The sequence below is a fragment of the Novosphingobium sp. FKTRR1 genome, from assembly GCF_020404405.1.
Lineage (GTDB): Bacteria > Pseudomonadota > Alphaproteobacteria > Sphingomonadales > Sphingomonadaceae > Novosphingobium.
The window spans coordinates 150,832-163,114 of sequence record NZ_JAIZDA010000001.1; the positions used below are offsets into that span (position 1 = coordinate 150,832).

8 protein-coding genes are annotated in these 12,283 nt (G+C 65.9%); 3 read left to right on the plus strand and 5 right to left on the minus strand.

The features are described from left to right. Window positions 1-48 precede the first annotated feature (48 nt). Window positions 49-264, minus strand: coding sequence for an Hpt domain-containing protein (locus tag LDN95_RS00650; protein ID WP_370631627.1), 216 nt, complete (start codon window positions 262-264; stop codon window positions 49-51). Between the two features lie 159 nt (window positions 265-423). On the opposite strand from LDN95_RS00650, the gene LDN95_RS00655 reads away from it, so the two are divergent. Beyond that, entirely contained in the window at window positions 424-3,015 is a 2,592-nt protein-coding gene (locus LDN95_RS00655) for a hypothetical protein (RefSeq protein WP_226015692.1), read from the plus strand. Window positions 3,016-3,017: 2 nt separating this feature from the next. Here LDN95_RS00655 and LDN95_RS00660 read toward each other — a convergent pair whose 3' ends face one another. Genes LDN95_RS00660 through LDN95_RS00670 form a run of 3 tightly spaced genes read right to left on the minus strand, consistent with a single transcriptional unit; the run spans window position 3,018 to window position 8,735 of the window. Further along, window positions 3,018-6,434, minus strand: coding sequence for an error-prone DNA polymerase (locus LDN95_RS00660; RefSeq protein ID WP_226015693.1), 3,417 nt, complete (start codon window positions 6,432-6,434; stop codon window positions 3,018-3,020). Next, window positions 6,434-7,963 carry a DNA polymerase Y family protein gene (locus LDN95_RS00665; RefSeq protein ID WP_226015906.1) on the minus strand — a complete coding sequence of 510 codons (1,530 nt, stop codon included), beginning with the start codon at window positions 7,961-7,963 and terminating at the stop codon, window positions 6,434-6,436. Before LDN95_RS00665 ends, LDN95_RS00660 begins: the two co-directional genes overlap by 1 nt. Continuing rightward, a complete protein-coding gene (locus LDN95_RS00670) occupies window positions 7,902-8,735 on the minus strand; it encodes a hypothetical protein (RefSeq protein WP_226015694.1) in 834 nt (277 codons plus the stop codon). Before LDN95_RS00670 ends, LDN95_RS00665 begins: the two co-directional genes overlap by 62 nt. A gap of 282 nt (window positions 8,736-9,017) precedes the next feature. Between LDN95_RS00670 and LDN95_RS00675 the strand changes: the two genes are divergently transcribed. Then, on the plus strand, window positions 9,018-9,500 hold the full coding sequence (locus tag LDN95_RS00675; protein WP_226015695.1) for a pyridoxamine 5'-phosphate oxidase family protein: 483 nt from the start codon (window positions 9,018-9,020) through the stop codon (window positions 9,498-9,500). Between the two features lie 80 nt (window positions 9,501-9,580). Here the strand turns inward: LDN95_RS00675 and LDN95_RS00680 are convergent, their stop codons facing one another. Then, window positions 9,581-11,101 (minus strand): amino acid permease, encoded by a 1,521-nt coding sequence (locus LDN95_RS00680; protein WP_226015907.1) that lies wholly within the window; start codon window positions 11,099-11,101, stop codon window positions 9,581-9,583. A gap of 262 nt (window positions 11,102-11,363) precedes the next feature. On the opposite strand from LDN95_RS00680, the gene panB reads away from it, so the two are divergent. Next, entirely contained in the window at window positions 11,364-12,233 is an 870-nt protein-coding gene (gene panB / locus LDN95_RS00685) for a 3-methyl-2-oxobutanoate hydroxymethyltransferase (RefSeq protein ID WP_226015696.1), read from the plus strand. The last annotated feature ends 50 nt before the right edge of the window (window positions 12,234-12,283 follow it).

The following is a 12,283-nucleotide window of genomic DNA, read 5'->3' on the forward strand; positions in this document are numbered from 1 at the left end:
CCCGCCTTGTTGGGGAATTCCGAACAGACCGGCGCCAACGTGCCTGAATCAAGCTCCGAATTCGAGGCAATTCAATAGCGTCAGCAGTCGACGCTGTACGGCAGGATCGCCCGGCGCTCCGTCCAGCGCCTCATCGGCCAGCACCGCAAGCTCGGCGGAATGGAACGAAACCGCCATCCCCTTGAGGCGCAACGCGGCGATCGTCCAATTGCCGTCACACCGCGCCCGCGCCATCAGATCAAGCTGGCGACGAGCACTGTTCAAGAAAGCCGCGCGCAATTCCAGAATCAGCTGCGGATCGTCCCCACGGCCGCCGCCTAGTGTGCATCGATTGCCTCACCCAAGTATGCCATGCCTGCAGGCTATGCTAACCGGATCAAGGCAGGGTTACATAACGCCGGGTTTACGTGATAGGATTGGGTCATGAACGGGGGACCAAGGATCATCGCCATCGAATCCGCGTTGTCGGATCAGGAAGCCGAACCGGCGTCGTCCGGGCTGGCCATGCGCGGCGATGAGGTCACAGACGACGATCCGTTTGCTGCCGATGAGGCTTTGGCCCCGGCGCGATCGGGCATCGGATCATGGTGGCCACCTTTGCTGGGCGGTTTGCTGGCGGTCGGCTGGACGGCGTTCTTCGTGCTAGCCAATTGGCCGGCGATACGTGACGGTGCCGATGCCCAGCGCTGGAGCGGCTGGATCGCCGCATGGGCCACGCCAGTTCTGCTGATACTGGTCGGCCTGTTGTTGGCTCTGCGGCTGAGCAAGCGTGAGGCGGGGCGGTTCGTCGATGCCGCGCAGGCGCTGGCGCGCGAATCCGAAAAGCTCGAAGCGCGGCTTGTCGCCACCAACACCGAGCTGGCGCTCGCCCGCGATTTCATCGCCGCTCAATCACGCGATCTGGAATCGCTGGGCCGTGTCGCGGTGGAGCGCATTTCGGGCAATGCGGCGCGGCTTCAGGAACTCATCGTCGGCAATGGTGAGCAAGTAGACCGGATCGGGGCAGTTTCGGGCACAGCGCTCGACAACATGGAAAAGCTGCGCGGACAATTGCCGGTCATTGCCAATGCGGCCAAGGACGTGACCAACTCCATCGGCAATGCTGGCCGCGCGGCGCACCTTCAACTCGAAGATCTTGCTGTCGGGTTCCAGCGGCTCAACGAATTCGGCGTCGCCAGCGAACGGCAAGTCGGCCAGGTCCGCGACCGCGTCGATGCGGCGCTGGTGGCGTTCAGCGCCGCGTCCGAAGAGATCGGGACCGTTGCCCACGAACGCTTCGATGCCTTTGCATCGACCGTTGAGGAACACCGCGCGCGCATCGACGCCAGCGAGCGCGCCGCAATCGAAGCGCTGCGTGCGCGCGTCGAGGCATTGGCGCACGAGATCGCCGACCAGCGCGAGGTAGTTTCGCGCGCCGAAGAGGATGCGCTCCACGCCTTGTCGGGCCGGGTCGCGTTGCTGCGCGATGATGGCAATCGCACGATCGAGACTTTGCGCCGCGCGATCGAGGAACTGGGCCGTGATCACGATGGCCTGCTGGCCGGATCGCGGCAGCGCCTGTCGGCATTCGAGGACAGTGCCGCCGCGCTGACCCGGCGACTGGTCGATGAGGCCGGATCGCTCGACGGCGAGGTGCAGGCCCGCCGCGAGCGGCTCGAAGCCGAACTCAACGCGCAGGCTGGCTTGCTGGCGCAAAGGCTGGGCGAGATCGACCACGGCATCGGCCAACGCCGCGCCGCCATGGCCGCACAGGCCGCCGAAGCGATATCGGCGCTGGAAATGCGACTTGGCGGGCTGGATGCCGAGATCGAGGCTGCGCGCAATCGGCAAGCCGCCGCCGCCGAGGCGCTGGCTGCCCGCTGCAGCGCGGTCGAGACCCGTGTGGCGGCGCTGGCGCTTACGCTGGAAGCATCGGTCGGTCAGGGCACTCGGACGGCAGAGGCGGTCGATCGTTCGCTGGCGCTGTTGGGTGCGCGACTGGGCGAATCGCGAGAGGCATTGGCCAGCACGGACCGCGACATTGTGGCGCTGACCGATGGTGCCGTCCGGCTGCTCGAACTGATCCAATCGAGCGCCGATCACACCCGCACCCAGTTGCCCGAGGCCCTGCGCAGCAGCGAGGCCGGGCTCGCCCGGATCGAGGACCGGGTGGTCGGCCTGCGCGACACGCTGCGCGAGGCGGGCGAGAGTGGCCGCGCGCTGTCCGAGCGGATCGCGGCCGGCAAGACCGATCTTGGCGTGACGCTGAGCGACATGGCGATCCTGCATGAAGCGTTTGTTACGCGCGCGGCGCAGCAGCAGATCCAGCTCGACACGTTGCGACAGGCCTTGGCGAGTGCCCGCAGCGAAAGCGAAGGCTTGAGCGACGTGGTGCGCAATCATCTGGGCGAAGCGACCGCAGCCGAGATCGAGAGCCTGTCGCAACGCTTGGGTGACAGCGCGCAGAGTGCGATCGTTCGCGTGCTTCAGGGCCGCGGCGCGGAGCTGGTGGCACGGCTGGAGCAGGCCATCGACAGCGCTGCTGCTGCCAGTCGCGACACCGCGCTGTTGATGCGTGACCAGCTTACCAAAGTCGATGAACTGGCCGGAAACCTTGAAAGCCGGGTCAACCGCGCCCGCGAACGTGCCGAGGAACAAGTCGACAATGATCTTGCCCGCCGCACCGCGCTGATCACCGAAAGCCTCAATTCCACCGCGATCGACATCGCCAAGGTACTGTCAGCCGACGTGTCTGAAACCGCATGGGCATCCTACTTGCGCGGGGATCGGGGCATCTTCACCCGCCGCGCGGTGTCGCTGCTCGACAATGGCGAGGTCAAGATCGTGCAACAGCACTATGAAACCGACCTCATGTTCCGTGATCACGTCAACCGTTATATCCATGATTTTGAAGGCATGTTGCGCCAATTGCTGTCCACCCGCGATGGCAATGCACTGGGCGTGACACTGTTGTCGTCCGACATGGGCAAGCTCTATGTCGCGCTGGCGCAGGGGATCGAGCGCTTGCGCACCTGAGATCAATGAAAATCCCGTGATTTCGGTATGATGCGGGTGTTTCTTGGGTGACCACGTGAAGCCGGTAGCGCTCGATGTGGCAGCGGGCGGTTCACCTCATCGGCGCGGGCCATGGCCGGTTCGAGCGGAATGTCGGACAAACGCGACAGTTCGGCGCTGGCATCGGTGAGATGCGCGGCGATAACGTGGATGACCTCGTCGTCGTATTCCACCCGGCCGCGCACTTCCATCAGCCGCGCGCCCATCACCACCTTGCGCTGCTTTTCCTTCAGATCGGGCCAGATCACCAGATTGATCACCCCGGTTTCATCCTCCAGCGTGATGAAGCACACGCCCTTGGCGCTGCCCGGCTGCTGACGCACCAGCACCACGCCCGCAACATGGACCATCGAGCGCACCGTGCGCGCCCGCAAGTCGCAGGCGCGCACGAAGCCACGCTCGGCCAGCATAGGCCGCAGGAACGCCAGCGGATGCGCCTTCAGCGACAGGCGCTGGGTCTGGTAGTCGGCCACCACTTCCTCGCCCAGCGGCATCACGGGCAGGACGGTGCGGCGGCGCTCCTCCCCCTCCCCGCGCGCGGCCATGGCGGCAAACAGCGGCAATTCGGCGGGTGCGATCAAGCTGCGCGCCTGCCACAATGCCTGCCTGCGCGACAGGCCGAGCGAGCCACAGGCATCGGCAGCGGCCAGTCGCTCGATCACCGGCGGCGACAGCCCGGCGCGCTCCTTGATCGCTGGCAGATCGGCAAAAGGTCCATGCTCCTCGCGCGCGCCGACCAGTGCGGCGGCCAGATGCTCGGCCAGTCCATCGATCTGGCGCAACCCCAGCCGCAGCGCGATCCGCTTGTCCTCGACCAGTTCCAGCGTGCAATCCCAATGCGAGTGGTTCACGTCGACCGGCAGCACGGTGACACCGTGTTCGGCGGCGTCACGCACGATCTGCGCCGGGGCGTAAAAGCCCATCGGCTGCGAATTGAGCAATGCGCAGGCGAATGCCGCCGGATAATGGCACTTCAGCCACGATGAGACATAGACCAGATGGGCAAAGCTGGCGGCGTGGCTTTCGGGAAAGCCGTATTCACCGAAGCCCTTGATCTGGTTGAAGCAACGCTCGGCAAAGTCGGGGTCATAGCCGCGCGCGATCATCCGGCCGACCATCATTTCCTGCAATTCATGGACCATGCCCCGGCTGCGGAAGGTGGCCATCGCCTTGCGCAGCCGGTTGGCCTCAAGTCCTGAAAACTTCGCCGCATCGAGCGCGATCTTCATCGCCTGCTCCTGAAAGATCGGCACGCCATAAGTGCGCCCCAGAATGGCGGTGAGTTCGTCGGGCGGTCCGTGCGCGGGATCGGGCGCGGGGATCACCACCGCCTCTGCCCCGCGCCGCCGCTTGAGATAGGGGTGGACCATGTCACCCTGGATCGGTCCGGGGCGGACGATCGCCACCTGCACCACCAGATCATAGAACCGGCGCGGGCGCAGACGCGGCAACATGTTCATCTGGGCGCGGCTTTCCACCTGAAAAACTCCCAGCGAATCGCCCCGGCACAGCATGTCGTACACCGCCGGATCCTCACGCGGGACGCTGGCAAGCGTCAGGGTGCGACCGTGGTGTTCGCCCAGCAGATCCAGGCACTTGCGGATGCAGGTGAGCATGCCCAGCGCCAGCACGTCGACTTTCAGGATGCCCAGCGCGTCGATGTCGTCCTTGTCCCATTCGATGAAGCTGCGCTCGGGCATGGCACCATTGCCCACCGGAACCGTCTCGATCAGCGGTCCCTGCGTCAGAATGAAGCCGCCGACATGTTGCGACAGGTGGCGCGGCATGCCGATCATCTGCTCGGTCAGCCGCAGCACCCGGCGCAAGTGCGGGTCGGTGGGGTCAAGCCCGGCCTGCGCCACGTTGGCCTCGGCCATCTCGGTGCCCCAACCGCCCCACACGCTGCGCGCCAGCGCGCCGGTCACGTCCTCGGACAGCCCCATCACCTTGCCCACTTCGCGGATGGCCATACGCGGACGGTAGTGGATCACCGTGGCGCAGAGCCCTGCGCGCTGGCGGCCAAAGCGGCGGTAGATGTACTGGATCACTTCCTCGCGCCGCTCGTGCTCGAAATCGACGTCGATATCGGGCGGCTCCTTGCGCTCCTCGGAAATGAAGCGGTCGAACAGCAAGGCGTGGCGCGCCGGATCGACCGCGGTGATCCCGAGGCAATAGCACACCGCCGAATTGGCCGCAGAGCCGCGGCCCTGACACAAGATCGGCGGATCGCAACCGCGCGCGAAGTCGATGATGTCCTTGATCGTCAGGAAGTAGGTAGCCAGCGCCAGCTTGCCGATCAGCGCCAGTTCGCGGGCCAGCGTATCGGCAACCGCATCGGGCACCCCTTCGGGATAGCGCCATGCCGCACCCGCCCATGTCTGCTCCTCCAGCCAGCCTTGTGGATCGCGGCCGGGCGGGCAGATCTCCTCGGGGTATTCATAGCGCAACTCGTCCAGACTGAAGCGCGCGGCATCGGCCAGCGCCCGCGCGGCGGCGATGGCGTGCGGCCAGCGCGCGAACAGGCGCTCCATCTCCTGCGGCGATTTGAGGTGCCGCTCGGCATTGGGGTTCAGCAGCAGCCCCGCCTCGGCCACGGTCACCTTGTGGCGGATGGCGGTCATCACGTCGTGCAGCGGCCGCCGCTCGGGCGCATGGTAGAGCACGTCGTTGGTCGCCAGCAGCGCGAGGCCGTGCGCGCGCGCCATGGCATCGAGCCGCTCGATCCGCGCCACGTCATCGCCCCGGTAAAGGTAGCTCGCCGCAAGATGGCGCATTCCCGGCAACCTGTGGACAAGATGGGGGACAAGCGCGGCAAAGGGTGCGGAAAACGGTACCGTGCGCGGCGGTTCGGCCACCTCGCCCAGTGCCACCACGTTGCTTGCCACCGCGATGGTCAGCGGAGCGTCCAGATCATCGGGCGGGAGCAGCACCAGATGCAGCCCGTCGGCATGGGTGGCAAGCAACGCCAGATCGATCTCGCACACGCCCTTGGCCTGCCAATCGCCGTCAAGCGTCGCCATGCGCCCGGCCGAGATCAGGCGGCACAACCGGCCATAGGCGGCGCGGTCCTGTGGATAGGCGAGGAAGGACAGCCCCTCGACCGTTTCGATGCGGCAGCCGATCACCGGCCGCAGTTGCAGCGCCCGCGCCTCACCATGCAGTCGCACCACCCCGGCCAGCGAATTGACATCGGCGATGCCGATCGCGTCATAACCCAGCGCGCGGGCAGCCAGCGCCAGATCGACCGCGTCGGACGCCCCGCGCAGGAATGAAAAGCAGGTCGCCAGTCCCAGTTCGACAAAGGTGGCCGGTTCCGGCACGGTTGGCGCGATCTCGGGGTCGACATGACGTCGTATCGGCGTGAGCGGGGCGTCGGGCATCAGGCGAACAGGCCGTGCAGGAACCACGCCGGCGCGCCGCCGCGCCCGTCGCCGGGCAGACCGGCGCGATAGATCCAGTAGCGCGCGCCTTGGGCATCCTCGATCCGGTAATAGTCGCGCAGCCGGGTGGTCGACCGTTCGCGCCACCATTCGGGCGCGATCCGTTCCGGCCCCTCGGCGCGGAGGATCTCGTACACCCGCTCACGCCAGCGGAAACGGCGAGGCAGTCCATCGGGAGCCTCATAAAGCACCGCGATCGGTTCGGGTCGGTCGAGCAGCTTGAGCGGACGGGCATGCAGGGCAAGGCCGGGCTGCTCGCCAGCGCGCGCTTCGAGCGGCGGACGCCAGCGTTGCGCGCGTTCGGGCAAGTGGCTGCCATGAGGCACCGGGCGGCGCACGGCATCGAGGCCCAGACGCACGCTCAGCCGGTCGATGCAGGCCGCAAGGCTGGTGCCATGACGCTCGGCCGCGTCATCGAGATCGACTTGCGCCAGCCCCAGCGGCTCGGTCCAGGCGGCGCGCAGCCGGACCAGTTCGATGCCGAAGCCCGCATCCAGCCCGTCGAGCCGGTGGGCAAACAGCCGGACGACATGCGCCGGATCGCGCGTAGCCTCGGCCATTTCGAGATGCCGCACCAGCAGTTCGCCATCCACTTTCCACAGGCCCAGTTCCAGCCGCCGCGCCCCCTTGCCTTCGGCTTCGAGCAGGCGCGCCATGTCCTGCGCCAGGTCGGCCACCACGCGATCGAGCAATTCGCGGTGGCGGATCGGCTCGACCAGCCGCCGCTGCACCAGCGGTGCCGCCACGCCGATCACCGGCAGCATCGGTTCGGGCACCTGCCCCAGCAACTGGTCGAGCCGCAGCAGGGGGTTGGCCGCTGGCGAGCGACGGTTGCGGAAACGCCGGGCCAGCGCGGGGCGGTCGATCCCCATCAGATCGCCGATGCGCTTGAGCCCCAGCCGCCCGAGCAAGAGCTGCACCGCCGGATCAAGCCGCAGCGCCGCGACCGGCAGACCCGCCAGCCGGTCATGCAATCCGGGGCCGGCTGTGGCGATGGCCGCCGAAGCGCCGTGATGCGCCAGCGCCCACGCCGCGCCCGCCGTCGGCGCCAGCGCCACGCGCACGGCCAGCCCGCGCCGCGCCAGCAGCGCTTGCGCATCGGCCAGCAGCGCGGCCTCTCCGCCGAACAGGTGCGCCACGCCGGTGGCATCGACGATCACCCCGTCGGGCGCGTCGATCGCGCTCCACGGTCCCCAGCGCTGCGCCCATAGCGCCAGCGCCTCCAGAAAGGCCAGATCGCCCGCCGGATCGGACGGGGCCACTTGCAGGTGCGGGGCGAGCGCACGAGCATCGGCCAGCAACTGTCCCTCGTGCGTGCCAGCCTCAAGCCCCGCATCGTTGAGCGCGGCGATGCGGGGCCCGTGCGCAGTCTCGGCGATCAGCGCGAAAGCTTGCGCGTCTGCAGCATCACGATCCGACTGCGCCAGCCGCCAGCGGTCGATGGCGAGATGCGCGCACCAGATCGCCAAGATGCGGCGGCCGACCGGCGCGGGTGGAGAGGGGCTGTTCGAGAGCGTCGGGGCTGTCGGCGAGGAGGCGCTGGCCGTCATCGCGCAAGGTCCATTGTCCGGGGGGAAAAGTATGCGAGCGAAACAGGTCGGCACGCCACGCCGGTTGGCCGGGCGCCTGCGGGTTCCAGCGCGGCACGGTGGACGGCGCGCTGTCCACCTCCCAGCGCATGCGCGCCGAGCCAAGATCGCGCCGCGCATCGATCCGCACCAACCACAGCGGCACGCCATGCCGTTCCGCAGCCAGACTCAACCGGCGAGAGGCGGTGAAATCGAGCGCGCGCGGATTGCCTGCAATTTCGCCGATGACGAAAGCCAGATCGCGGCAGCGCAACCCCTCCTCGATCGCGAACAGCGCATCCTCGGGCGTTTGCGCGGCGACATGGATCAAGCGGTGCGCCAGTTCGCGCGGCAGACCGGCGTAGCATGGCCTGCCCGATAACCGCTGCGCCGCCTTGTCCTGCACCCACAGCCAGCCGCGTTCATCGGGTGTGTCGGCAACGGGATCGGGCCGGGCACTGCGCAAGGCATCGCGCGCCAGAGCCAGCGCCAGCCCGGCACCGCTGGCCTGCGTGGCCGAGGCGAACAGTTCGGTATGGCGGCAGCCGGTGGTCAGCCCCGGCCGCCAACGCGCGCCGTGCGTCACGCTGCCAAGGCCGCGCGTCACCCCCGGAGCAAGGTCGACCAGAGCCGGAAGATCCTCAACTGAAGAAACGGCCGAGGGTTCGGGCATCAGGGCAGGACGAGGGGCGAATCGCGGCATGGACATATGTTCTTATTATGTTCCAACCGAAGCGAGTGCAACCGGGCTTGCATACGCACCACACCGCATAAGCCCGACCTGTCCCCAGACCTGTCCACAGGCAGGCCCCAGCCCCATCCACCGACTTGTCCACATCCACGCCCGAACACCCACCGGTCGGTGCTGTCGTGCACTCTGCCGCAACCGGGTGGAACCCTGCGCCACATCCATCGGTTTCACCCGCAGTGACCGCCAACAAGGAAGGACATTCCCATGGAATATCAACAGGGCAAGCCCGAGGAACTGCGCGAAACATTCTGGAAAGCGCTGGAATCCTCGCCAATCGTGCTGCTTCAGCTTGATGATGACGCCGCCTCTGCCGCGCCGATGGTCGTGCAGCTTGACGCCCACGCTCATCACACCGTCTGGTTTCTCACCTCCAAAAACAGCCGCTTTGCCGCAGTCGGGCCAGCGACCGCCACCTTTGCCTCAAAGGGCCACGACGTGTTCGCGCGGATCACCGGCGTGCTGACAACCGAAACCGACCGCACCCGGCTCGATGACCTGTGGAACCCCGCGGTCGCGGCATGGTTCCCGGGCGGCAAGGATGACCCCAACCTGCTGCTGCTGCGCATGAACCTTGGCGATGCGGCGATCTGGTCAGGGAAAGTGGGGGCGCTCGACTATGTGCGCATGGCGCTGGGCCTCAACGTCACCGATCAGGTGAAGGGCAGCTATACCGAAACGGCGCTCTGACACCGTACGCGCGCGAACCATGAAAAGGGCCGCCTCCCCACCGGGAAGCGGCCCTTTTCATTATGTAAGGCCTATCTGGATCAGGCGAGCGGCGGCACCGGCTGCGGCGGAATGTCCGCGTCCGCTTCATGCACTTCGACCAGTCCGCGACCGACATGGCTGCGGCTGCGGCTATAAGCGTAATAGACCACCAAGCCGATCACCGCCCACACCACGAAAAGAAGCTGGCTCTTCACATCCAGCTTATAAAACAAATACAAACAACCGAGCAGCGAGAGAGGCGCCGTGACATAGATCGCCGGCGTGCGGAATGGACGATGCCGATTCGGTTCGGTTCGGCGGATCACGATGACCGCGATCGACACTGCCGCAAAAGCGAACAACGTGCCCGAATTCGAAATATTCGCCAGCAATCCGACTGGGAAGAACGCCGCGAACAGCGCCACGAACACGCCCGTGATGATCGTGATGACATGCGGAGTGTTATAAACCGGGTGAATCTTGGAAAATGAGGCAGGCAGCAGGCCATCACGGCTCATCACAAAGAAGATGCGGGTCTGGCCGAACATCATCATCAGGATGACCGAAGGCAGCGCAAGCCCCGCTGCAAGCCCGATAAGGTTACCGATCATCGGCCAGCCGATCTGACGCAGGGTCCATGCCAGCGCCTCCTTGGAACAGACCACGGCCTGATCCCCGATCGCCGCGCATTGATGCGCCAATTCAGGGCTGCCCGGCTCAAGCCCGATCCCGTGCACATCAACCACCGGGTTTGCGCCCACGGACCCGATGACCCCTGCGGCAACAAGCAGATAGAACACCGTGCAGATCGCCAAGCTTCCGATCAGGCCAATCGGCATATTGCGCTGCGGGTTCTTGGTTTCTTCGGCAGCGGTGGAAACCGCATCGAACCCGACATAGGCAAAAAAGATCGAAGCCGCCGCCGCGCCGATGCCGCCGAAACCGAACGGGGCAAAAGGATGGAAGTTGGTGCTTTTCATCACGGGCACCGCCAGGATGATGAACAGCGTGAGCGCAGAAATCTTGATCGAGACGAGCACCGCGTTGACCGAAGCGCTTTCCTTGGTGCCGATCACCAGCAGCCATGTGACCAGACCTGCGATCAGCATGGCTGGCAAATTCACGAGTCCGCCATCAAAAGGACCGCGAACAAGTAAGTCAGGGATATCGATATGCAGCAGATTTTCGAGCAATCCAACAACATAACCAGACCAGCCGACGCTGACCGCCCCTGCCGCGACGGCATATTCCAGAATCAGCGCCCAGCCCACCATCCACGCAACCAGTTCACCCATGACGGCATAGCTGTAGGTATAGGCTGAGCCCGAAACCGGGACCATTGCGGCCATTTCGGCATAGCAAAGAGCCGCCACGGCGCAGACAAAGCCAGCGATGATGAAGCTTATCATCATGCCCGGCCCGGCCTTCTGCGCGGCTTCAGCCGTCAGCACGAAGATGCCGGTGCCGATCACCGCGCCGACACCGAGCATGGTCAACTGGAACGCGCCGAGCGATCGATGCAACGACTTCTTTTCGGCGGTGGCAAGAATGGCGTCGAGTGGTTTGACGCGACCGAACATTGATTTCTCCTGACCGAGGTTCGGTGCATGGTCTTGGGCGAGCCACAGTTGCACCGGTAACCAGGTTGTGACCGCAGACGCTAGCGGCGCATTGCGACATGGCAAAGCGCTTTTTGCCAGCCCCACATCGTGTCCTCCATCCCGACGCCACTCCCCATCCCCTCTGCCGGGCACTTGCCGTAGGGGCCGCTTGCGCTACAAAGCCCCTCCCCGGCTGCGCACCTACGCACGGCCGGGCAAAAAGCCACGGAAGGGAGACACCGTGTCCACCACGTTCCAGCTTGATACCGCGACCAGCCGCGCCCATCCGACGCCCGCGCCGATGAAGCGGCTAACCATACCGGCCGTGCGCCAGCGCAAGATCGATGGGGTGACCGCCCAGCCGGTGGTGATGCTGACCGCCTACACCGCGCGGCAGGCGCAGTTGCTCGATGCCCATTGCGATCTGCTGCTGGTGGGAGATTCGCTGGGGCAAGTGATCTATGGCTTGCCGTCCAGCATTCCGGTCACGCTTGATCTGATGGTCGCCCATGGTGCGGCGGTGGTGCGCGGATCGTACCATGCGGCAGTGATCGTCGACATGCCGTTCGGCAGCTATGAAGCATCGAAGGAACAGGCCTTTGCCAGCGCGGCGCGGCTGCTCAAGGAAACCGGCTGCGATGCCGTGAAGCTGGAAGGCGGCGCGGCGATGGCCGAAACCGTGGCCTTCCTGATCGCGAGGGGCATCCCGGTGATGGGCCATGTCGGACTGACCCCGCAGGCGGTCAACGTGCTGGGCGGCTACAACGCACGCGGCCGCAGTGCCGAGGAAGCCGACAAGATCCTGAGCGATGCGCGCGCCCTTGCCGATGCCGGGGCTTTTGCCATCGTGGTCGAAGGCGTGGTCGAACCGATCGCCGTCGCGGTTACCCGCGCCGTTCCCTGCCCGGTCATCGGCATCGGTGCTTCGGCCCAATGCGACGGGCAAGTGCTGGTGACCGAGGACATGCTCGGCATGTTCGAGCGGGTGCCACGCTTCGTGAAAGTCTACGCCAATCTTGGCGACACGATCGCACAAACTGCCGCCCAGTTTGCCGCTGACGTCCGCACCCGAGCGTTTCCGGAACAAGCGCAGACCTATCAGCCGAAGTAAGGCGCCGATACGAAGCTTGCACCACTCCGGACGCAAGCTATGGCAGAGGC